We start from the raw sequence: 23954 nt of genomic DNA, 5'->3' as shown, positions 1-23954 counted from the left end.
AATGAGTGAAGGATTAGAATTTGCAGATGCGCCGGTGTTAACGTTAGATCCCTTTCCGGAAAAAGAAGAGATAGCAGAAGAAAAGAAGCCGGCAGAACCTGCCTGGGACGATAATATTCTGACAGAAGAAGAACGCCGGATGGTAGAGCAGTTTACCAGTCAGATTGATTTGCACAATTCAAATATTGTACTGCAGTACGGTGCGGGAACTCAGAAGAAAATGGCGGATTTTTCGGAAAAAGCCCTGGAAAATGTTCAGACTAAGGATTTGGGAGAAATCGGTGACTTGCTGACAGGAGTAGTGACAGAATTGAAAGGCTTTGATGCAGAAGAAGAAAAGGGGTTTCTGGCAAGGTTTAAGAAATCTTCCAACAAACTGACGGCATTAAAAGCGAAATATGATAAAGTTGAGACGAATGTGAACAAAATCTGCAAGGTTTTAGAAGGGCATCAGGTGCAGCTGATGAAAGACGCTGCCATTCTGGATAAAATGTATGAGCAGAATAAAATATATTTTAAGGAGCTTTCCATGTATATTCTGGCTGGAAAGAAGAAACTGGAACAGGTGAGACAGACAGAACTTGCTGATTTAATAGCAAAAGCCAACCGTTCGGGACTGCCGGAGGACGCTCAGGAAGCCAAAGATTTAGAGTCTCTCTGTACCCGGTTTGAGAAGAAAATCCATGATCTGGAATTGACGCGAATGATTTCGATTCAGACGGCTCCGCAGATTCGTCTGGTTCAGAATAACGATACCGTTATGGTAGAAAAGATTCAGTCTACCATAGTGAATACGATACCTCTGTGGAAAAGTCAGATGGTTCTTGCCATGGGTGTGGAGCATTCTGCTCAGGCGGCTCAGGCTCAGAGGCAAGTGACAGATCTGACCAACGAATTGTTAATGAAAAATGCAGAACGGCTGAAGGTTGCCACAGTGGAAACGGCCAGAGAGTCTGAACGGGGAATTATTGATATGGAAACGCTGCGCAAGACCAATGAATCCCTGATTTCTACATTGGATGAAGTGATGCGGATTCAGAAAGAAGGAAAAGAAAAACGCAGGGAAGCAGAGAAAGAGATGAACCGCCTGGAAGGTGAATTAAAGAAAAAGCTCCTTCAGATTCAGGGATAATATAAAAGTTAAATATAGGTTATATTAATTTAAAGGTCCTGTTATATTCAAAAATTGTGTGATCCATCCTCTCTTTTTTTGTGTAGGGAAAGAGAGGACAGACGGTAAAAATATTGCTAGAATGATCCATGTAAAGGAGCGGATGAAACTATGGAATGGATAGAAAGATTGAATCAGGCCATCAATTACATGGAGGAGCATCTTACAGAACAGGTGGATTACGAAGAGCTTGGACGAATTGCCGGGTGTTCTTCTTACCACTTTCAGAGGATGTTTTCTTATATGGCAGGCATGCCCTTGTCTGAGTATATCCGAAAGAGAAAAATGTCACTGGCAGCGGTGGATTTACAGGGCGGAAAAATTAAGATTATTGATGCGACGGAGAAATATGGATACAGTTCCCCTACCGCATTTAACAGGGCATTTCAGTCCATTCATGGAATTGCCCCTTCTGCCATAAAGACAGAAGGAGTATCTGTGAAATCATTTCCTCCGATTACATTTAAGCTTACGGTGAAAGGAGTCGAAGAAATGGAATATCGGATTGAAACAAAGGATGCTTTTCGCATTGTGGGAGTGTCTGTGCCGTTGGAAAAGGAGATTGAGAAAAATTTTGCGGTGATTCCTTCCAAGTGGCAGGAAATTTCCATGAATGGAACGCTGCAAAAGTTAACAGGAATGATGAATGCTGAGCCTATGGGGGTATTGGGGGTAAGCACCTGCAATGAAGAGGAACCCTGGCGGTATTATATTGCTGTTTCCAGTTCAAAAGACAGAGAGGAATGGGAGGAATATACGGTACCGGCGGCCACATGGGCGATTTTTTCCGGTTCAGGAACCAACCAGTCCATTCAGGAGTTGGAACAAAGGATTGTGACAGAATGGCTTCCCACATCTGGATATGAATACGGAAGTGCGCCGGATATTGAGGTGTATTTGAATCCTGATCCAGCTAATGCCCAGTACGAGGTGTGGATTCCCGTGGTAAAGAAACAGGGATAAAAAGCCGGAGCCATTGAAAGGTTTTATAATTTTAATTAAAAAGTCCATGTCGACGGAGAAACGAATCCCTCAACTGCAGCAGAGTCCAGTTGAGGGATTTTTCTTTGTCATAAGAGTTTCCGGCCTTCATAGCAGGATGCTTAAACCCCAATGCTCCTTAATCCACATTTTCAAATATTTCTGCCAATGTCATTGTAATATTGGGAAATTCCCTTAAGGATATCACCGTTTGGGCATTGTAATCTTCCTCTTCTTCATCATCCTGCAGAATATAACTTTCGGTCAGTTTATAGCTTCCCTGTTTCAGATAATATATCTCCACAGAACCCTGTTGGGATACGATCCAGTATTCCGGCACGCCTGCCTGTTCATAGGCGTCTTTTTTTTCCGTTTTGTCCCTCATGGCAGTGGAAGGGCTTAAAATTTCTGCAATGAATTTGGGCACGCCGCTGTAGCTGCTGCCTTTCAGATGCTTCCGGTCACAGATGATCATAAGATCCGGACGCATATAATCGTCGTTTTCTTTCGGATGATAGTTAAAGTCCAGATTTTCCATAAAAGCCATGCACAGGCTGTTTTTCAATCCGTTTTTTATCTTGTAATAAATGTTTCCGTTGATGATTCCATGCCGGTAATTGGGGGCCGGCGACATATCATAGACAATACCGTTGATTTTTTCCTGTTTTCTGGGTTCCGTTTCTTTGAACAGAGGCATACTTTCACATCCTTTTTCTTTATAAATCAATAAAATTCCTGTTTCTAATATTATAATAAATCAGGTGGCAAAAGTACAGAGATTATAAGATTTTTGCTATCCGAAGCAAAGTCTCCTGCTTTTCTTTGTCCATTTCTTTAAAAACATTGACAAGTTCCTGTTCAATGACAGAATCTTTGGAGCGGTACTCATGTTCCAGGATATAATCTATGGTGGTATCAAGTACATTGCAGATCTGCACCAGAAGGGTAAGGCTTACCTTCACTTTGTTGGTTTCTATATTGCTGATGTGGGAAACATTGACGTCTACCGCATTGGCAATGTATTCCTGGGTAAGCATTTTTTCATTCCGAAGTTCCCGGATTCTCTGCCCGATAAAGGCAAAATCTAAATCTTTCATGACATACCTCACGTGAAAAATAATTTTATGTAACAGTATCCCCGAATTATAAAAAATAATATCTTAACTTTAATCTTTTTATAGTTATAGTATAATAAAGTATAACTATAAAATATATTCTAATAAGTAAAAAAGGAGTGTTTTTATGAAAGGGAAAAAGAGGTTTATTGGATTTATAGTTCTGGTGATGTGTTTTATTTCATTTGGGGTAACTGCATTTGCAGGGGAAATGCAGCTGAAGAATAAGAAATGGGTGTCCGGGCAGGGCGGAGTTTATGAAACAGACAAAGACGGAACAATTGTTTATAATTCTTACGGAACCGTCTACTATAAAATTAAGATTCCGAAACAGGGATATATCATAGTTGATGTGAAAACATCGTCCCTTCCTGGGGAAGACGATTACAATGCGCAGGATGATGAATATGACGGAGAACTCAGCGAGCCCGGGATGACAAATGTGGATTTGCTGAGCTCTTCTAAAAAAGTATTATCAGCGAATAGTAATAATTTGACGGAAAAAAAGAACTATTCTTTTTCCTGGGCAGTGAAAAAGGGAACCTATTATCTGGCAGTCAGCGGTAATCAGAACTATAATATCCGTTACGCTTTTACCGCGGTTACTAAAGTGAGTAAATCGGGATCAAGCGCCAAAAATGCAGTTTCTCTGAAAAAGGGAACATTAGTAAAGGATTTGCTGCTTCCCCGTAAATATCATTATTTTAAAATAGATTTGCCCAAAAAAACAAAAGTTACGATCGTGTTTGATTCTAAGCTTAAAGATTCAAATTCTATGGAATTGACAATGGTATTGGCGGTAAAAAAGGGAAAAGATTACCGATTTGTAGATGGCAAAGGGAAATTAGTGGCAAAAAATAACGCTGTCTGGTGGGAGATTAAGGGAAAAGAGAAAGTAACGCTGAATCTTCCGAAAGGAACTTATTATGTTCGGATGGATGGGGGATCGACTTCAGGTTATTACACCATGAAGTGGAAATAAGGAAAACGGCATATCCTATGTTAATGGCAGTATGTAAGAAAGAAGGGTGTTTATGAAACAGAAAGAAAACTGGAGGAGAAGAATAGCAGGATTACTGATAATGGTAATGATTTTATCATGTGTACCAATAAATCAAAAGGTTCAAGCTGCTGATTATAGTACAGCGGGATGTGTAGATTGGGTAAAAGCAAGAGCGTCTCAAATAGGAGTAACTCTTCCTCCTACTGGAAAAAATGAATATGGTTTATATGGAGCTTCTGCATATTGGACAAATTTACCCGCTCAATATCAAAGAGGAAGTGAACCAAAAGCTAATGCACTTGCAATATGGAAATTTTCGAGTAATGCGGCATACAAAAATTATGGACATGTAGCATTTGTAGAAAGTGTTAATGGTGATACTGTTACCTTGACTGAAGGAGGGCTTCCATCGTCTTATACATATGCAGGTAACACAGGTGTTCGTTTGATAAATATATCAAAAAATAAAATTAGTTCATCGGGAGGTTGTTCAGGTTTTTTAGGGTATGTATATTTGACTTCCGCCGACACCGAACCCCCAGTAATTTCCAATGTGCAGATCTCAGACGTAAATAGCGAGGGCTACACTGTCACCTGTACAGTCAGCGACAATGTGGGAGTGACAAGCGTTAAATTTCCCTCCTGGAATATAGATATCCATGGGGGAGGCGATGCAGAGTGGTTGGAAGGAAGTCGGAATGGAAACACATTTTCAGTAAGAGTAAACATTGCTAATTTGAAATCCGGGGCAGTCCAGGGATACTATGCGACGCATATTTACGCTTATGACGGAGCCGGAAATTCATCATGGGAAAATACCAATAACGGAATTCCAATTTTTATCGATCGCACTCCACCGGAAATTTCGAATATCTTTGTTTCAGATGTGACAGATACGGAATATACTGTGTATTGTACCGTTACAGATAATACCTGGATCAACAGAGTTCAGTTTCCAACCTGGACTGCGTATAACGAACAGGATGATATTGTGGCAGACTGGGCGACCAACAGCCTGTGCAGCGGAACAGCAGATGGGGATACCTATATGTATCGGGTTAATATTTCCGATCATAACTATGAATTGGGAGAATATATTACACATATCTATGCCTATGATTCTGCAGGAAATTTTGTAAAAGGCATTGCTCCTTCCCAGATCATCGAAACAGGGATGGGCAATCTAGGAGATGATGAAAACCCAGGTAATCCAGGGGATGATGAAGAACCAGATAATTCAGGAGATCCAGAGAATCCAGGCAATCCGGAAGATCCAGAGAATCCGGATAATCCAGGAGATCCGGAGAATCCGGGTAATCCAGGAGATGGCAGTAACACCGGCGACAGCAGCAATCCTGGAAATACCGAAGACAGCAGTAAACCGGACAATACCGTAAACGGCAGGCCGGAAGATACCGAAGATTCTGGCGATCCGGAGGATGCGGAACAACCTGCCCAAACTACATGCACCATTACTTTTGACGGAAACGGAGGAACAAATCTCAGCCGGCGGACAATCACAGTCCGGCGAAATCAGATGATGGGAAGTATGCCTTCTATTCAGCGAAAGGGATATTTGTTCAAAGGATGGTATACAGAGAGAACCGGCGGCGTAAAAATGTCCTATTACACAAGGGTCACAAAGTCACAGACTTTATATGCCCGTTGGGAAACAGTCACAAAGCCTAAAAAAGCAGTGATAACTACCCTGAAAAAACGCGGAAAAGGGAAATTTCTGGTAAAATACAGGAAAATCAGCGGTTCAGACGGATATGAAATCTGTTATTCCACCAGTAAGAAATTCAAATCTTCTGTGAAAAAATCCAATACCTATTCTCTGTCAAAAACAGTGAAAGGATTAAAAAAGAAGAAAAATTATTATGTGCGTATCAGGGCTTATAAAACAGATTCTACTGGAAGCAAAGTATATGGCAGTTACAGTAAGACAAAGAAAGTGAAAGTATAATTTTGTTTCGTTGGGCTGTCGGAAAGGGTTTTCCGGCAGTCCAACAAAAATTAATATTTGTATCCAAGAGAATGCATCAGCTTGATGATTTTTTTCACTTGATAACTATAATAGTTCATTTCCTGGATGAGGTTCGTCAAATATAGGCACTGCCGCGAAATAGTTCGCGGTTCTGAAATCTATTGGCAAATCATTTGGCTTGCGGGCATAATTTCCCATCCTCCAAACAATACACGCGATCCATGCCTTCTAAATGCTCCAGATTGTGAGTGATTACAATCAGCGTCTTTCCTTTTGTCTGATGGATCAGAAAATCATGTAGGTGGGCGTCGGATTCCCCGTCATATCCGGCTGTGGCTTCATCCAGAACAATAATGGGCGCTTCCCTTACCATTGCTCGGGCCACCGCAACCTTCTTCCGTTCACCCCCTGACAGCATGGAACCGTTCTGCCCGATGACGCTTTTCTCTTTTTCAGGCAGTTTTGCAATGAAATTATCCGCGCCGCTTTTTTCACAGGCTCTAAGAAATGTCTCCCTGTCCGTCCGCAAATCCAAATCAATGTTTTCCCGTATGGTTCCGCTAAACAGATAAGGCGCCTGATCCACCACTGCAAACAGCCCCCGGTAGCTGTCCGCTTCTATTTCATTGATATTCGTCCCGTTTACCGTGATTTCTCCCTCCTGGGGTTCCAAAAAGCGCAGCAGCAGATTTAAAAACGTGGTCTTTCCGCTTCCATTTTCTCCCACAATGGCTACTTTCTCCCCCTGAGTGATTTTGATGTCGGCGCTCGTTAGAATGCTTCTGCCATTTTCATAAGCGTAAGAAACCTGTCGGTATTCGATTTGTATACCCTGATCTTGTTTTACTTTTAATTTTCCAGTATCAGATTCTTCCTCCAATTCGAAGATTTGAAAGAGACGTTCTGCGGAAGGAATGATTGTGGAAAAAAAGATCCGCAGGTTCAGCAGCATCATAATCGGATCCGTTACATAACCGCTGTAAGAAATAAAAGCAAATACTCCCCCTAACGACAGATGGCCCTCTGCCATCTGCATCCCTCCCAAAATGTACAAAAGCCCTGTGACTCCCCAGCTCAGCGCCGTCTCTATATTATTATTCACGCTCTCAAGCAGCGATTCCTTTTGATGCAGTTTCAGCAATTCTTTCTGCCGCTTTTGAAATTCCTCCCATTGTTTCCGATAAAGGCCCCACAACTTTATCTCCTTGATTCCATCTATATTTTCACTGAACCATCCTGTGAAATTGCTTAATTTCTCCAAACGCTCTTGGGTCCATTTTCTTGTTTTTCTGGAAATCAGGCTGACAATCCCATACTTGATCGGTACAATCAGAATTACAACAAGAGTCAGCCTCCAGCTTATGACAAACAGCCCCACCAGACCGCTGACAATCCGAAAAAGATATTCAATGGTAAATCCGAAAAACTGATCTGTGATCAAAGCGGCGTTTGATGCGTCCACCCGCATATTGTCTATAATTTCTGCGCTGCTCTTCTCCGTAAAATAAGATATTTTTAAGCGCATCAGCTTTTGGAATCCCCGTGAAATCAAAGAAAAATAGAAAGAATTATGGATATGGACAAACATCCAGGATCGCAGAAAAGATATGATCTGCCCCGCAGCAATCAGCAAAAAGATCAGAAGCGTCAGCTTTACCGTTACAGAAAAATTCATTTCCAACAATCCCTGGTCTGTCAGCCTGCTGATCAGCAGCGGCTGCAAAAAAACAATGGCGGACGAAGCAATCAGACACAGAAAAATGGCGGCCAGATAATATTTATAGGGCTTCAGTAATGCTAGCAATTTTCCCAGATAATAGTAATCTTTCTTTTTATTCATCTTAACACCTCATCTGTTGTAAAATCTTCTGAACAATCCAGTCCGCGAGATTTCTGTCTTCTTTATCCTCAAAGACGATCGTCTGATCCATTTGTACGATAAATTCCGGTTCCGTCTTGTGTTGTTTCGCAAAGAAAATGATTAAGCTGTTATTCCTGAAATATAAGCTGTAACGCTGAACCTCATCCTGGATTTTATCATAAGACAAGGGAAAAATATTTTTTTCAAAGTCGTTCTTCTTTTCCCAGTCGGCCGTGCAGATGCAGGAATAACCTTTCTTTTCGAACCGCAGCACAATGTCTTCCAGAGCTGATTTCAGTTTTTTTCCTGCACATTCTTGATAAATCACTGCTATTTTTGGTATGGGCTCTTCCATGTACGAGGCCGGAGGCAGGTTTCTTCCTTTCGCAATGCGGACAGCAGGATTAATGAAAGTTTCATGGTCAATACCTTCTTTTTCTGAAAAACACCTCACAAGATCCCTTTTTCCAATCTTTCCATATTGCTGCAGCAGGAAACATATGGATGCGGCTATATAAGGCAGCGCAAAGCTGTTGGAAACTCCATATGGTTCCCCGATCCACTGGCTGTACCGATCCATCACGCAGGAAGATTCAAAATTCCCTTCCAGATCTATGCCGTCCTTCGGCTCCCAGATGGCTTTTATTCCATAGCAGCAACCCTTTTTTACGCCGATTGCGTCTCCATAACAGGCGGGATAAGTAATTTCAAAGGAATTGGAAGCCGCCGCAAGCAGGATGGTTCCCTGATTCTTCGCTCTATCCAGAAATGGCAGGAGCCTTTTTGCATATGCCGGAATCTTGACACCGATGCTCATCAAAACCACATCCATCTTTTTGGCAACGCACCACTCCAGCGCAGCGCAGAATTCACCAAGTTCCTGGCCGCGGTTTCGATTCAAGATGGAAACACTGGATATCCGGCAATCCGCAGCATGATTTTTTTCTAAAAATTCCATAAGAAGGGCCGCGCACAGTGTTCCATGAGATTCCAGATCTCCCTCCGGTTCCAGAAACTGAGGAACGCAGGTCCCGTCTGAAATCTGCCGGCAGTCCACGGTATCTTTCTTATGGGGCAGAAGGATTTCTAACAATTCCCTGTTTACTCCATTGTCAATAACTGCTATGTTTAACCTCAATGGCTGTCCCTTCTTTCCGTACATGTACAGGCAATTTCCTGCCAGCTTGATGCAAAGCTGATTTCTATTCTTCCTCTCTTACTCCCAATAATTGAATTGGATTCACTTTTAAGTTCCTTCCAGTCAAAAACAGGGACATTGCAAATGTGCCCAGCACTTCTACACTTACTGCGAATACAATGCTGTTCCTTACAATATTCTGGTTAACAGCAACAGACAGTTCCTCGTTTTTATTCCCTGCAATCCCCTTGGAATACATAGAACTGAAATAATCTTCCTCCAGAGACGCCGTATTCAGCATCTTTTCATTGGTAATTCCCCCAATGGTTCCTCCAACGCAGGCGGCAGCGATCGTTAAAAGCATAATTCCCGTCAGCAGGGATACTCTGCATTCCCTCCGGGTCATTCCCAATGCCCGTTCAATAGCTGTGCGTCTTCTCTGTCGAATAATGGCTGAATACAGTAAAAATGCGCTGCTTGCAATTACCGATACAAAACCCACCAGGAATATAATGACGGCTATGGTCTGCAAGTTGTTCATCTGGGAGGCGAAACTCTCATATCCTTTATCATCAAAAGTCACTTCCAGAAGGGAAGATTCCGGAAGTTTGGAGAATTCCTTGTAAAAGTCGTTGATTCCTCCATTTTCTATCTGAAATGAAGCGTTATAGCCCTGCATGGGGCCTTCCGCAATGATGTTCCTGACCTTCTCTTCTGGAACGGACGCACTTGGAATGATAATCTCATCTGGCGCCAGTTCATACAGATTCCATCCTGGTGAATGATATAAATATATTCCTTTAATGACATAATCCGATTCAAAAAACACATCATATTTTTGTCCTTCCGGAGTTAAAATATCCAACCGAAACAATCCTCCCCCTCCAGACGACATTGATACTTTAGAATATTTATAATCTGTAAAAAACATCTGTAATTTAATTTTGTCCCCGACTTTGAGATTATTTAATTTGGCAAACGTCTGGGAAATCAGACATACCTTGGAACCATTTTCATATTCATTACCGCTGATGGATTCTCCTTCCACGATAGAAGCCTGGCCGTCATGAAAAGGGCTTAATAGTTCAATATTTTCTGTCGGTGTAACGGGCGCTGTTTCAAATGTCAATTTGTTTAATTCATCAATAAGATTCTGCCATAACGCTCCATCTTCCGTATTCCAAAAACCTGCGCTTACTTCCTGCCAGCGCAGCGATGGTTTCCAGTCTGGAAAAACTGCAGCTGGAACATATTCAAAGGAATATTCTTCCTTTATACGGGTATCGCCATAAATATTCATTGACAGAAGCGCAATATATGTCTTACCTGCTTCTAACGGCTCCGTCTCCTCCCTGTAATGGTCACAAAACCAAATTTCCTTTCCAACCATGGAAGGTTCCCCATCTCCCCAATAAACATTTTTTATCTCTACCTTCACCGGAGAGTTTGGGAGACTGTTTTCAAGAGGTGAAAATTCCACTAATGATGAAGTGGGATAGGCGCCATCCCTTGCTAATGTGCCTGTAATAAAATCAGGAGAAACCGCACCGTAAAACGGCCTGTGCTCCACTTTGTTTATGTATGCAACGTCAAGGCTGTTTAATAATTCTTCATTTAGAATCTGCGTATAGCCTGCTCTTTCAGTTATTTTATATTTTTGCAGTTCCGCGTCCCATTCTTGTTCCGTCAATATACTGTCTGGCTTCTGTGTCACAGTCCCTATGGTGGTGAAGCTGTCCTTCATTCGGTTTATGGAATCTTGGACACTCATCCACAGACTGCATCCCAATGCGAAAAACACTGTGCCAAACATAATGATACAAAAGAATAAAATGCTCATCCATTTTCTACGGAATAATTGTTTTATGCTGTTTTTCACACAATCGTTTTTTCTCATCATTCTCACACAATATTCTTTCTGTCAATTTTTGATGTTATGCTGAATCATTGATACTCAGACCTCATATCTCTACTCATTTGTTCTCTATGAGGCCTGAGTAATTCATATATATTAAACATAAACTTATAGAAATAAAAATCTTTTAATAAATTCGTTACTATACTATCTTTAAAGTCATTTGAATCAGATTATAAATTAAGCACCTAACTTTTGTTCTGCAAAGTTTTATCTTCCAGCTCCACCTGTAGCTGAGCCGCCTTGATTTGAATTCAAAAAATGACTTCCCCAAACCCTGGTATCTGCATACGCAGTAGATCTTGAATCACATCTGCATTCTGTTGTTGAACAAACTCCACAAGGACATTTAAAGGAAAATACAGTTTGGCCAACTTTAGTATCCATTTTTTTTAATTTTTTCATAAGTTCTCCTTTCTTCTCAAAGTCCATGTTTAATACAATATGCGTTTATAAATTCATTTGAACTAATCTTGCAATATCATCCACTGTCAAAAATCCGTTGTCTTCTATTTTTGAAACTGAAAAATAAACATTATATTTTTCTTCCACCGCCATTAAAATCTGATATAATTGAATTGCGCTTAAACCAAAGAAAGATGATGTCAATGGCACGTTCCGATTATCAGCTGTTGCTTCATGTCTAACGTTGAAATATTCATTAATAAGTTGACAAATGTATGCCATAATATTTTCTTTGGTATATTCATCTTTCATCCTTATATCCTCCCATATGAGAAATCAAACAACTCGTTTTTTAAAGTTTTATAAAATAGTTCAAAATCAGGTTCATTTAATAATTGATAAACTTGCTTTCCTTGTTTTTCTCGTAAATTATAAGCTTCTTGTTCCGTTTTGCCCACAGGTATATAAATGGTATCCACTTGTTCCTGAGGTTCAAAAGCTATGTCAGTAATTTGGTTGCTGATATGAAATGCAGATATGGGATATCCAAATTTGTGTTTAAAATGCTCATTTATATTAAATATAAAATCTTCTGAGAGCACTTCACTTAGTCCGCAATATAAACAATAATCCGCATGGATTGCCTGTGAGATTACATATGCGCTGATTCCATAGTCATAAACTATACTATTATCAAACGCTGTCATAGGTTTTGGTAATTTTATAATTATGACATCAGGATTTTCTTCCTCTTCAATCCTTTTTATAAGAATCTTAATTTTATCAACACTATTTTCTGATATATATTTGTCATAAAACTGAACGAAATATTGGTGCTCATAGAGCGCATTATATTTATTCTCACTAACTATAGTACCCTTCATATTATCTCTTTTTAACCTTTGCATTAATTTCAAGGCTATCTCATATCCATCGCACTCGTGAGTCATTTCTCCTATGAATATGATAGGAGTTTTAAATTCTATTTTTTCAAACCGTGTCTTTTCTTGCATCTCAACAGGTTTATAGATAGATGTAAAAGATGTTTTATTTTCGGAAGCCAAAGCTTGAAATTTTCTCTGTCTTGCTTTCTCCAATTTAAAAAAACATATAATTTTTTTTCCCTCAAGTAATGTCTCTTCAATAATATTATACAATAGTGTCTTTAATTGTTCTTCTTCTCTAATTTCAATATCAGCAATTATTACTGTTTCACATTCTCTGATACCTTTTTTCCAATCAGCACTGATAACAATGCCTATTTCATTATAATTCTTCAAAAAGGATATGTCTTTTCCTTCTAATTCTGTTCCTGTTGAGATAATGAACCTAATATCATATTTATCAGGAGGACATTTTATAAGTGAAATCTCTTTCTTTGTAAATGCTATAATACATGTTCTTTCTTTTTTCAAAAAACTCCCTCCTTAATTGTGTTCATTTTCTTCTCATGTATCCTATTTTCATATAAAAGAATCCTATCCATAAGCTGATTCCAAGCGCTTCTCCTAGAAACTGTACATTGTTTTCTTTTACTTTCTACACATAGTTTATCCTTATTCACAGCTTGTTTTGCACATACCGAACATAAAGAAAAAGCCCAACAATTTTTACATTCCTCTGTAAGCTGCGCAATATTTAGCAAGCTATTTATCTTTTCATTATCGAATCCATCATCAAGGCTTCCAATATTTGTACATATTGATGTTTCACTGATTCTCTCACATGGAAAGAACTTTCCATCACAATCTACCATCAGCCTCAATTTTCCAGGAATGCATGGTCCTCCCGGTGCGGTAATGTTTGGTAAAAAATATGAGTTAAAATGACTATCAACAATTGCCCTATTTTCAAATTCCCCTTGCACTAGCCCATCCGGCGCAACAAAATTATTTTCTCTTAGATATCTGACATATCCCAAAAATGTTTGATATTCAAAATTTGATATAAATTGCTCGTTCACAGCTTTAACATTATTATCTTCTTCAACTATATTCCATCTTACTCTAATATTTTTTATAATCGGCTCATTAAAAAAATCAGAAATTTTTTTATATTCATTATCGGTGTCAATAACCATATTAACAGAACACTGTTTTTCATTGTCGCACTTAGTCTTTAATTTTTTTAAATTTTTCATTACTGTATCGTAAGAACCTTCATTATTGATATATTTTCTATTCTTATCATGAATTTCTTTAGGTCCATCGAAACTAACAGTAATGGATACCCGATTTTTTACCAAAAAATCTATTATCTCATCTGTCAGCAAAGTTCCATTGGTTGTTATTGTATACAAAATCCTATGTCCTCTAAAAGTTTTATTACAATAATCTATAATTCTTTTTATTAAATCAAATTGAAGGAGTGGTTCACCACCATAAAATCCAATCACCTTTTCTTCACAATCTACGGAATGGTTCATATAAAAATCTATAGCCTTTTTTGCTGTCTCATAACTCATATTCTTATTAGAGTGGCTTCTCGTCCCTAAATTTTTCTCTTCTGAATAAACACAGTAATGACAGCGCAAATTACATTTTTGTGTAAGTTGCAGCAATATTTTACTAACTTTCCTTTCGAGCATAATATCCAAATATCTCGTTGCTGGATGTTCAAGTTTCTCAATATATGGTTCGTTTAAGTATCCCAATTCTTTTAGTTCATTAATGGCATATTCTGTCTTTTCGTTTCTTTCTGAATATTTCATTTTCTCTACAGAATCCCAATTCGTAATCCTTTCATATATCTCTTCATTGACTGTTATAATCTCATTCCTCTGCGTTTCATAAAAATAATACCCTAACGGTGTTTTAATCGGACAAATCAATGGTTTCATTTTTATTCTCCCTTCATTTTACACAATACGTTAATCCTGTATGTTATCTATCACCTATACGGTTCTTTTTCTCCACAATCCGCCCGTCACTCATCCGGTACAGCACGTCCGCCTGCCGGGCAATGTCCGGATCATGGGTGACCAGAATGACGCACCGCCCATCTTCATGGGACAGTTTTTTCAGTTTTTCCACAATCCGCCCGCTGTTGGCCGTGTCCAGATTCCCAGTTGGCTCGTCCGCCAGGATAATCGGGGCTTCCGACGCTATAGTCCGGGCAATTGCCACCCGCTGCTGCTCCCCGCCGCTCAGCATTCCGGGAAACTTTTTTTGCATGGTTTCGTTTAATCCCACGCTTTCTAAGATTTCATTGATCCGTTCTTTCCAGTTTCCTTTCTTTCTGCCTGTGAGTCCGAGGGGATAGGCAATGTTTTCCTGTACGGTCAGCATGGGAAATAAGTTGTAATTCTGAAAAATAATGGACAGCTGATTTCTTCTGAGTTTATCCCGGTCCAGCTCCCGGTAGCTTTTCTCATCCAGGTAAATGGTTCCTTCCGAGGGGAGGTCAAGGCCCGCCAGGAGGGAAAGCATCGTGGTTTTTCCGCTCCCGGACTTTCCTTCAATGACGCAGAACTGCCCCGACTGGAACTGGGCGTTCACTTCCCGAAGAGCGTACGTGGTTTGATAGTGATTACTGTAACGGTAACTTACATTTTCTATTTTTAACTTATTCATATTCGTTCTTCTCCTAATACGTCTTCCCGATATACAGCACGTTTTTCCGGCACACAAGGATGGCGGAAAACGCTGAGCCAAGGAACTGCACCGCCATAAATGCAAGAAATACTTTCAGCCAGGTGTCTGCCGGAAATCCATAGCCGGCACAGAGTAAAGCAGCCATGGCCGCTCCGCTCCCGATAACAGCTAATGCGCTTCCTTCCAGCAGCAGCTGCAGGATAATCTCAAATCTTTTCATCCCCAGGCAGCGCATCAGGAAGATTTCCCTTTTCTGGTTATGGATGGACAGAAAGAAAATCAATGCCTCCAAAAGAATAAGCAAAACAAAAACCGGTATGACGAATATCTTTAAAATTTCTATGTTCTTCTTGATTTTAGAAGCTGTCTGGATATAGTTTCTATCATCCACCGACAGAGCTATCTGCGCAATGTCCTCCGGCTTCTGTGTGTCCATGGGGAAGAAGGAAAGCTCCCTCGCTTTTTCCTTCCATGCATTCAGTTCCATGGGATTTCCAACCACCCCTCTTGCCGAAGAGTAATAGAAAGGTTTCCCTTCCGCTGCGTACCGGCCTCTAAGCCAATCCGCTGAACAGATGACATTGGGTTCTTCCGTCATTATGCTGTCATATACGCGTCCCTGGAAGAATCCGCCTATTTCTATCTGAGTGGAGGCGACCTTTTCAAATCCGTCCACCTGGCCGATTTCATCATATTTTCCGCTGTAAAGGTTCAGTTCCAACACGTCTCCCGGCTGGCAGTCCAGCCCCCGTTCTTCTGCATATTCTCTGCTCAGGAGGCAGACTCCGGCGTCCTCTGACAGCATTGTCTCAAATTCCTCCATGCTGACGGTAAGGCTTTCCGGCTCAAGCAGGAATGCAGAGGCGTCATTGGCAGCGGTGAGGAACACGCTTATTTTCTCTTTGTCCTGGCCGCCGCGGCTGACATTGCCGTAGCTTTCGGCAGTCAGCACTTTCTCTTTCACATCTAACTGCTCTAAATGATCCGCCGTTTTTTCCTGAATCCTAAGTCCTTGCTGCCGTATCCCGCTGACATCTGTCAGGCATATGGACACGGGAATCTGTTCTCCTAAATTTTCCAGGGCGCGGTAGTTTCCGTCAATGCTGTCAAGATAAATAAAGATAAAGCTGATAAAGATAAAGGAGATTAGAATTAACAAAAAACTTCTGCTTTTGTTTCTCACTGCGTATTTTATTCTGTACATTGTTACCTCGCTAATCTTAGTATCAGGGTACATCCTGAATATTTTTTATCATTATACCATACAAATTTTCTATTTTTATCAAGATGTAATAAATTAATCATGTTTATGTAAAAAATCATGTAATTTCCTGAGAAATTATTTCGCGGAATTGATATACAGAAGCGCTTCCACCTTAAAGATATCTTCCGTGTTACTTATATTAATCTCTCCCCCGCACATATCTATCATTTTCCTGACATTTTCCAGCCCGATTCCATGACGGGCCGCATCTTTTTGAGTTGTCTTAAATGTTTCTTTTCGTTTGATGATATTGCCGGAATAGCTGTTTTCTATAAACAGAAAAAGAATGCCGGATTTTACGTATATTTCAACGTTCAAATAGCTGCGTTCTGTTTTTTGCGATTCCCGAATTGCATTATCCAGCAGATTTCCCAAAATGGTGCATAATTTAAAATTTCCATGGAACATCCCTTCTGGAATATTTATCTGCACGTTCACTTCTTTTAATGTTCTGTTTGCTCTCTTTATCATATACTCCAGAATGCCGTCCACTTCCTGGTTTCCCGTAGCTGCTGTCTCATGGGAGCCTGTCATAAATTGTTCCATCTCTTTTAGATATTCCTGCGCTTCCTGAATCTTTTTTTCTTTCAGCAGCATTTTCAATTCAATGATATGGTGTTTTATATCATGCCATAAGGTTTTTTCATTTTTTTGAGATTCCTGTATGCTCTCTAATTCCTGGGCGTATATATGCATGATTGGTTCCTGCATTTTTTGTTCCATGTATGTGGAATAAAACTGAATTAATGACTGATAGATATATATATTTAAGATATTAATGATCAGCAGCCCTGTCGCTGTAAAAAAACAACCCCCCTGAACTGCTCCCCCATCTTTACCACGTAAAAAATAACTCCTATGCTTATAACAGGAACAATTCCCAGCGAAGCTTGATATCTGACAGGAAGGGCAGAGTCTCTTTCTGCCCTTATCGTCCTCTCCATAATCATTGCAGCCAGAAACATCACCAGACTTGTAACATATTCCTGCAGGGGATTCACAGAGTTTCCGTACTGATACTTTGAAAAAGTAAATACTACGATACTGTCGTCCAAAGCATTGATCCCATAAATCAAAAACACGGTAAGCGCTTTTCTCGAAGTCTTTATGTAATATGGCAAAAGTACTAGAATAAGCCCCAGGATATTGCATAAAAGGTTAAAAAGCGGATCATAAAAGAGGTGGTAAATTGTGCTGGTAAATCCCCAGAAAAACAGATATAATATCCAATGGAATTTCCAAAGACAGACTTTTTTGTCTGCAAATGTGTCAACCATTTTTTTAATGGCAGCAGTTCGAACGGCATTGGCCGTTATGCTCAGTAATATCCCCTTAATCCCCATTTTATTTTCTCCTCTCACTCTCCAAAATTTTCTTTCTTACGTAAGGTCTTTGCGGCTGGCTGATATTCAGCACGCTGCCGTCAACCATTGTAATTTGTTCGTATGTATAAGTTTCTACGAAATACGTATTGATAAGATAAGATTTATGTATTTTCAAAAAAGTGTCGGCAGGAAGCAGTTCCTCCGTTTCATTTAACTTTCCATAATACTCTTTTATCCCCCTCACTGTCACCACCCTGATTTTCCTTTTTTCACTCTGCAGATAAAGGATGTCTCTATAGGGTATCTTATACAATTTCCCTTTGTTTCGAAACTCCAGAAAAGAGACGTTTTTTCTCAGGAACTGGAGGATTTTATCCATGACAGACGTTATTTTTTCTTCTTCCAGCGGTTTTGTCAGAAAATCAAAGGGGCGGTTTTGAAACAGCTCCAACGCATAGGATTTGCTTGACGAAATATAGACTATGACTGTCTGCTCATCGCCTATCGTATTCCGGATCATTTTTCCTACATTAATTCCATCCACTCCGGGCAGCGCAATGTCAAGAAAAAGAATGTCTGCTCTGTTATGATTCATCAAAGCCTCTGACAAATTTGTTCCTGTATAGTAAGTCTCTATATGATAAGACGTCTGATTCCTGGACGCATGATTGATCAATATGTCTTTTAATTCCTCACATGTTCCTTTCTCATCATCACATATCACAATATTTAACATATTTTCTTCCTCGTTTTCAGATTATTTTGAATATCCATAGAATTCCAAAAACCGTATCTTTGTAAACTTATTATAACACAACTTCATAAAAATTTTGAAAACACTTTTACAAAACCTTTACAAATCCCTCTCGCTTTCTTTTCCAATCTTCGCTATAATAGACTTGGTGATAATATGAAAAAGATATTAGTGATAGAAGATGAACCGCCCATCAACGATCTAATCTGCATGAATCTTGAAATTGCAGGCTACAATCCGGTTCCTTTTTTTGACGGCAATGAATTCAGCCGCCATTTAAAAGAACAGGACGATTACTCCCTGGCCCTTTTGGATATTATGCTTCCGGGAAAAGACGGATTTGAACTGTTGGAGGAACTGAAGGAACACAGAATCCCTGTGATTTACCTGACAGCCAAAGGAGATTTGCCCAGTAAGGTAAAGGGCTTAAGAAGCGGAGCGGAAGATTATATTGTAAAACCATTTGAGATGCTGGAGCTTTTAGTCCGCATAGACAATGTATTGAAACGATGCGGCAGAGAAGAGACAGAGGAAATCCGAATCCGTGACGTGATCATCAATGAAAAGAAGAGAACCGTATTAAAAAGCGGAAAAGAAATCCCCATGCAGCCCATGGAATTTGACTGCCTTCTGGTATTCTGGAAATATCGGAACCGGGTCATTACAAGAGATCAGATTTTGAATATTCTCTGGGGCGTGGATTTTCAGGGAGAGAGCCGGACGGTTGATGTGCATGTGGGAAATATCCGCAAAAAACTGGATTTTTCCGATGTGATAATTACTGTGCCAAGGGTAGGATATCGAATGGAAGTTCCATGAACAGAAACTTCATGCAGCAGCCGAACATCAATGGAGATACCGGGTGGAGGGATACCGATGGATATGATTAAGAAAATTGCATTTACTGCGTCAACCATGCTTTTTGTGTTGGCGCAGATTTTTTCGTTTTATGTAATTTTTACCAGTCGTCAGGAAAAAATTGATTTGATGAAAGAAAAAGAACGTAAAATCTATGAAAATGCTTCCGGGAATTTCAGCCAGAAGCTGTCTAATGCAAACTTAAAGTCTCAGTTGTCAGATCATGTAATCATCTACTGTTTTCGGGAAAATATGCCGGAAAATTCAGCGTTATATAAAGAAGAAGAGGAATTGTACAATGACAGCCCTTATGAATTTGATGTGAAGAATGTTAATGTAAAGAATATAGAAAGTCCCATAAATTGTGTGTTAGAGAAAAGCGGCGGCAGATATATTCTGGTGTTTTTTGAAAAGGATGCGGTCAGGTATTACCGGATGAAATCTTCCAATTATTCCATATTTTATGCAGTGGATGTCACTTATATTTATGATAAAAGCCGGGATCTGATGATTCAGGAGCTTCTGATTTCCTGCGGGGCCTCCCTGGCGATGGCAGCGCTGTTAGTATTTTTGATTAAGAAAATTACAAAACCCCTGCAGGCAATTAACGAAACCCAGAGACAGTTAATCGGAAGCATGTCCCATGAATTAAAGACCCCGCTGACAGCCATCAAAGGGTATTCAGAAACCCTTCTGAACGTAAAGTTATCCCCTGAGCAGGAGGAGAAATCCCTGCGTTATATTAATCAGGAAAGCGGCAGGCTGTCCCGTCTGACAGAGAAAATGATGGAATTAACGAGACTGTATGAAGCGGAATGCAAAGTGATGCTGCAGGAGGTATCTCTCGAGCATCTCTTTGAAGCAGTGGAAGATAATATGTCCCACAGGCTGCAGGAAACAGGGATTCAACTGATGCGGGAGGGGAATTATCAGGGAAAAACCAGGAAACTGGATGAAGATTTGATGACAAGCTTTTTGATTAACCTGATAAACAACAGTATTATGGCGTCTGAGCCCGGCAGCCGGATTTATCTGGGAGCAGATGAGGATTCCCTCTGGGTGAGAGACGAAGGGTGTGGAATTCCCCCGGAAGAAGTGGATAAAGTCCGGAAAGCTTTTTATCGCGTGGATAAGTCCCGTTCCAGGAAAAGCGGAAATATGGGACTGGGCCTTGCACTCTGTGATCAGATTGCGGTGGTGCATCACGGAACCATGAAAATTGAGAGCAGATTGGGAGAAGGAACGAAGATTTCTGTTAGATTAGAGCGTCAATGAATCATTCTCAGAAAGAAAAATCCTTTACCAAACCTTTACAACTGAGTGAATATTTCAAAAAGATAACCTGTTACTATGAAATATAAGAACAGGAGGATTTAATATGAAGAAAAAACATATAGCAATTCTTGCATCAGTGCTGTGTATCGGCATATTATCCGGCTGTCAGGAAACACCCGGGAATACCATTGTAAAGCAGAAGGGCGCAGACAGCGTCAAAGAATATGAAAGCGTTGAAGATAAAATCAAAGATATGCTCCAGGCGCCGGATACTTATCAGAATCATGCAGAATACGAAAAAGGCGGATTGGTAATTGATACCAATGCAGAAGTCATTTTGCCAGACGCAGATACCATGAACACCTACAAGGTATCTGCCGTAGAAGTGAATCAGGAATTGATAGACAAGGTAACCAATGCATTTTTTGAGGGAGCTAAATTCTATCATGCTTCCGGTTACAGCCAGTGGACGAAAGAGCAGTATCAGGAGGATATTACAAGGCTGAAGCAGTACAAAGCGGAAGGAAATATGGACCCTTACGAATATGGAACAGATGAGAACGGAGAACTGTATTTTAACATTGACGAACAGATTGCAAGAGATGAAGAAGATATGGCAAATGCCCCGGATGAAGTAACCAAAAGGGAAGTGAAGCCTTCCTTTGGCCTGGAATGGAGTTCTGAAAAAGGGGAAGAAGGCGAAATACAAGTGGATGAAGATTCATTTTACGGCTTTGCAGAAACAGATCAGGGGAATTACAGTTATAACATTATTTCAGGAAGTTTGTCTGCAGATGTTAAATTCTCCATCGAGAAAATGAGGGATGATTTGCCTGATCCACGGCAAAGCACGTTCTGGGTGGAAGGAAGATATCTGATGGACTGCGAAAGAGAAAACTTTAAAGGCATGACAGAAGAAGAACTCAAAGAATATACAGATATTTCTTATGAGGACGCAGAGAAAATTGCCAGAGAAAAAATTGAGAAGCTGGGTTGGGACTGGGAAGTTTATGATTGGGATTATACGGTCTTTAAACGGGGAGAAGGGGATGTAGAAAAAGACAATATTGTGGACGGCGGATATCTGTTTTGTTTCAGCCGGATGTTAGACGGCGTGCCTGTTACCTTTACAGATTCTTATGGAGGCAGTCTGGAGGATATGGACAGTACCTTAGTTCCGTGGAGCTATGAACGATGCGAAGTGATTGTAGGAGATGACGGAATTCAGAAAGTGGAAATTTATAATCCTTATCATATAGACGAGGTTCAGACTGAAAATGTGAAACTGATGGATTTTGACAGCATTGTGAAAATTTATGAACAAATGATGGAAGTTTCCAATGCAGATATAACAAAATTTGAAGCACAGAGAACATATCATATTAACAAAATAACCTTGGGCTACAGCAGAATTTATGAGCCTGTGGTAGACAATCGTTCCGGAATTATAGTTCCGGTGTGGGACTTTTTCGGGGGAATTGATTCAGAAATTGACGGACATCATGAAAAAAATAATGGAGAACACTCCAGACAGAGCTTTATGACCATTAATGCCATAGACGGAACAGTTATTGACAGGGGGCTGGGATATTAAAAATAAAAAAATATACAAAAGCTGAGAAATCAGCGGGAAGGAAAAGGGAAAATTTATGAAAGAAAAAAGGTGATTTTGACAACATTCAGAAACAGATGCAGGGCAGTTTTTGCGGCGGGGCTGCTTATCATTCTGGCGGGATGCCAGGAAACGCCCAAAGAATCCATTGTAAAGCAAAAAAGCGCAGACAATATCAAGAATTATGAGAGCAATGAAGAAGTTTCTGAAAAAGATGGGAACGAAACAGGAAACCAGGATTCCAAAGAAACCAAAGACAGTTTGGATACGGAAGAAGCCGCCGAAGAAAAAGAAGGAAAAATCAACGAAATTGTAAAAGCGCCCAAATCATATAAGAATCAGATGGAATATGAAGGAGGCAAGATTACCGTTGATACCGATGCAGAAATTGTGCTCCCCAAAGTGGATGCCATGAATACCTATCAGGTATCAGCCAGAGAAGTGGATCAGGAATTAATTGATCAGATTACAAACACTTTCTTTGAAAATGCGAAGTTCTATCACGGTTACAGTTATAATACATGGACGAAGGAAGATTACCAGAAGGATATTACCATGCTGAAGAAGTGGAAGGCGGAAGGAAACCTGGACCCCTATCACTGGGGAACAGACGATGAAGGCAATCTGTCTTTTGACATAGACGCTGCTATTGAAGGCGATGAGATAAGTATGGCGGATGCGCCGGAACAGATAGAGAAACAGGAAGTGGTTCCGTCCTTCGGCTTAGAATGGGTGGATACTACCAATGGAGAAAATGTGACTAAGGTAGATGAAAACAGGTTTTACGGCGTAGCGGAAACAGATCAGGGAATTTACGGCTACACAATCAGCGGCAATGACGCCCATACCTCAGACGTCAGAATACTGATTCAGACTCAGGAGGAGGGGCCTCAGAGTTTCCGGGATTTTAATACCACTGGATGGAAGGACGGAAGGTATGCCATGGATACGGAAAACAGATCTGCCGATGGAGAGACAGATTCCCATTCCCTGTCAGAAGATACGGTGAAAAGCCTGGTAAAAATTTCTTATGAAGATGCTGAAAAAATGGCAAAGGAGAAAATTCAACAGTTGGGATGGGACTGGGAAGTTACTAGCTGGGATTATTCTCTTTACTGCAGCAGTTATGAAATAAAAGAAGAAGATGTTCAGGATGCAGGATATGTCTTTTACTTTACCAGAGTACTGGACGGAGCGGCTGTTACCTTTACGGATGCCTATGGGGGAAGCCTGGAGGATCATAACAGTACCCTGATTCCCTGGAGTTATGAGCGGTGTGAGGTAGTGGTGGGAAGCGGCGGAATTGAGAGAGTGGAAATTTACAATCCTTATACCGTTGGAGAAATTCAGACCAAAAATGTGGAGCTGATGGATTTTGAAAGCATTATAAAGATATATGAGCAGATGATGGAAATTACCAATGCAGATATGCTGGATTATTACAATAAGCTTACTTACCACGTCAGAAAAATCACATTGGGTTACACCAGGATTTATGATCCGACCGTAGACAGCAAATCCGGGATACTGGTGCCGGCCTGGGATTTTTTCGGAGGTTATGACTCGGAATCTGTGGACTATACAAGCAAAGACAGCGGTGAACATTCTAATCAGAGCCTGCTGACGATAAATGCAGTAGACGGAACCATTATAGACAGAGAACTGGGGTATTAGAGCATTTTTCAAACATGCTCTAA

General features: G+C 40.3%; 22 protein-coding genes and 1 pseudogene. 9 read left to right on the top strand and 14 right to left on the bottom strand.

The annotated features are described in order from the left end of the window. The first annotated feature begins 1 nt into the window (after position 1). Entirely contained in the window at positions 2-1132 is a 1131-nt protein-coding gene (locus ACTO17_RS06755; RefSeq protein WP_482557370.1) for a toxic anion resistance protein, read from the top strand. A gap of 150 nt (positions 1133-1282) precedes the next feature. Further along, on the top strand, positions 1283-2134 hold the full coding sequence (locus ACTO17_RS06750; RefSeq protein WP_482557369.1) for an AraC family transcriptional regulator: 852 nt from the start codon (positions 1283-1285) through the stop codon (positions 2132-2134). A 157-nt stretch (positions 2135-2291) separates the two neighbouring features. Here the strand turns inward: ACTO17_RS06750 and ACTO17_RS06745 are convergent, their stop codons facing one another. Both ACTO17_RS06745 and ACTO17_RS06740 read right to left on the bottom strand, forming a co-directional pair. After that, positions 2292-2849 carry a Uma2 family endonuclease gene (locus ACTO17_RS06745; RefSeq protein WP_482557368.1) on the bottom strand — a complete coding sequence of 186 codons (558 nt, stop codon included), beginning with the start codon at positions 2847-2849 and terminating at the stop codon, positions 2292-2294. 82 nt (positions 2850-2931) lie between these two features. Beyond that, positions 2932-3249, bottom strand: a complete 318-nt coding sequence (locus ACTO17_RS06740; RefSeq protein WP_172538495.1) for a helix-turn-helix domain-containing protein — start codon at positions 3247-3249, stop codon at positions 2932-2934. A 145-nt stretch (positions 3250-3394) separates the two neighbouring features. Between ACTO17_RS06740 and ACTO17_RS06735 the strand changes: the two genes are divergently transcribed. From ACTO17_RS06735 to ACTO17_RS06725, 3 genes and pseudogenes are all read left to right on the top strand, one after another. Next, complete coding sequence (locus tag ACTO17_RS06735; protein ID WP_482557367.1) at positions 3395-4249, top strand: hypothetical protein; 855 nt, start codon at positions 3395-3397, stop codon at positions 4247-4249. Positions 4250-4301: 52 nt separating this feature from the next. Further along, a pseudogene (locus ACTO17_RS06730) lies at positions 4302-4658 on the top strand (CHAP domain-containing protein); the annotation flags it as partial. 126 nt (positions 4659-4784) lie between these two features. Beyond that, complete coding sequence (locus tag ACTO17_RS06725) at positions 4785-6236, top strand: GBS Bsp-like repeat-containing protein (protein ID WP_482557387.1); 1452 nt, start codon at positions 4785-4787, stop codon at positions 6234-6236. A 190-nt stretch (positions 6237-6426) separates the two neighbouring features. Here the strand turns inward: ACTO17_RS06725 and ACTO17_RS06720 are convergent, their stop codons facing one another. The 12 genes from ACTO17_RS06720 to ACTO17_RS06665 all read right to left on the bottom strand — a co-directional run bounded on the left by ACTO17_RS06720 (position 6427) and on the right by ACTO17_RS06665 (position 18494). Next, complete coding sequence (locus tag ACTO17_RS06720) at positions 6427-8097, bottom strand: ABC transporter ATP-binding protein (RefSeq protein WP_482557366.1); 1671 nt, start codon at positions 8095-8097, stop codon at positions 6427-6429. Position 8098: 1 nt separating this feature from the next. After that, entirely contained in the window at positions 8099-9280 is a 1182-nt protein-coding gene (locus ACTO17_RS06715) for a S8 family serine peptidase (protein ID WP_482557365.1), read from the bottom strand. Between the two features lie 40 nt (positions 9281-9320). Further along, positions 9321-11027: an ABC transporter permease family protein gene (locus ACTO17_RS06710; protein ID WP_482557364.1), complete on the bottom strand. Its 1707-nt coding sequence runs from the start codon at positions 11025-11027 to the stop codon at positions 9321-9323. A gap of 354 nt (positions 11028-11381) precedes the next feature. Then, positions 11382-11576, bottom strand: coding sequence for a hypothetical protein (locus ACTO17_RS06705; RefSeq protein WP_482557363.1), 195 nt, complete (start codon positions 11574-11576; stop codon positions 11382-11384). 45 nt (positions 11577-11621) lie between these two features. Continuing rightward, the gene (locus tag ACTO17_RS06700; RefSeq protein WP_482557362.1) at positions 11622-11888 is read right to left on the bottom strand and encodes a hypothetical protein; all 267 of its coding nucleotides are present in this window, start codon (positions 11886-11888) and stop codon (positions 11622-11624) included. 2 nt (positions 11889-11890) lie between these two features. After that, positions 11891-12991: a P-loop NTPase family protein gene (locus tag ACTO17_RS06695; RefSeq protein WP_482557361.1), complete on the bottom strand. Its 1101-nt coding sequence runs from the start codon at positions 12989-12991 to the stop codon at positions 11891-11893. Further along, a complete protein-coding gene (locus ACTO17_RS06690) occupies positions 12988-14415 on the bottom strand; it encodes a radical SAM protein (protein ID WP_482557360.1) in 1428 nt (475 codons plus the stop codon). The genes ACTO17_RS06695 and ACTO17_RS06690 overlap by 4 nt, the downstream gene beginning before the upstream one ends. 43 nt (positions 14416-14458) lie before the next feature. Then, a complete protein-coding gene (locus ACTO17_RS06685; RefSeq protein ID WP_482557359.1) occupies positions 14459-15148 on the bottom strand; it encodes an ABC transporter ATP-binding protein in 690 nt (229 codons plus the stop codon). A 13-nt stretch (positions 15149-15161) separates the two neighbouring features. Next, on the bottom strand, positions 15162-16328 hold the full coding sequence (locus ACTO17_RS06680; RefSeq protein WP_482557358.1) for an ABC transporter permease family protein: 1167 nt from the start codon (positions 16326-16328) through the stop codon (positions 15162-15164). A 180-nt stretch (positions 16329-16508) separates the two neighbouring features. Then, positions 16509-17144, bottom strand: coding sequence for a sensor histidine kinase (locus ACTO17_RS06675; RefSeq protein WP_482557357.1), 636 nt, complete (start codon positions 17142-17144; stop codon positions 16509-16511). Between the two features lie 71 nt (positions 17145-17215). Further along, complete coding sequence (locus tag ACTO17_RS06670) at positions 17216-17776, bottom strand: hypothetical protein (RefSeq protein WP_482557356.1); 561 nt, start codon at positions 17774-17776, stop codon at positions 17216-17218. 1 nt (position 17777) lies between these two features. After that, on the bottom strand, positions 17778-18494 hold the full coding sequence (locus ACTO17_RS06665; protein ID WP_482557355.1) for a LytR/AlgR family response regulator transcription factor: 717 nt from the start codon (positions 18492-18494) through the stop codon (positions 17778-17780). A 174-nt stretch (positions 18495-18668) separates the two neighbouring features. Between ACTO17_RS06665 and ACTO17_RS06660 the strand changes: the two genes are divergently transcribed. The 4 genes from ACTO17_RS06660 (at position 18669) to ACTO17_RS06645 (ending at position 23931) form a co-directional block, all read left to right on the top strand. Then, positions 18669-19331 carry a response regulator transcription factor gene (locus ACTO17_RS06660; RefSeq protein WP_482557354.1) on the top strand — a complete coding sequence of 221 codons (663 nt, stop codon included), beginning with the start codon at positions 18669-18671 and terminating at the stop codon, positions 19329-19331. A gap of 57 nt (positions 19332-19388) precedes the next feature. Continuing rightward, positions 19389-20645 (top strand): sensor histidine kinase, encoded by a 1257-nt coding sequence (locus tag ACTO17_RS06655; RefSeq protein WP_482557353.1) that lies wholly within the window; start codon positions 19389-19391, stop codon positions 20643-20645. 103 nt (positions 20646-20748) lie between these two features. Further along, on the top strand, positions 20749-22239 hold the full coding sequence (locus ACTO17_RS06650) for a DUF6034 family protein (RefSeq protein WP_482557352.1): 1491 nt from the start codon (positions 20749-20751) through the stop codon (positions 22237-22239). A 75-nt stretch (positions 22240-22314) separates the two neighbouring features. Then, complete coding sequence (locus tag ACTO17_RS06645; RefSeq protein ID WP_482557351.1) at positions 22315-23931, top strand: DUF6034 family protein; 1617 nt, start codon at positions 22315-22317, stop codon at positions 23929-23931. Positions 23932-23954 lie beyond the last annotated feature (23 nt).

This window comes from Petralouisia sp. (assembly GCF_056822245.1).
Note: the sequence above shows the minus strand (reverse complement) of the source record. Positions and strands in the feature narration are given on the sequence as shown.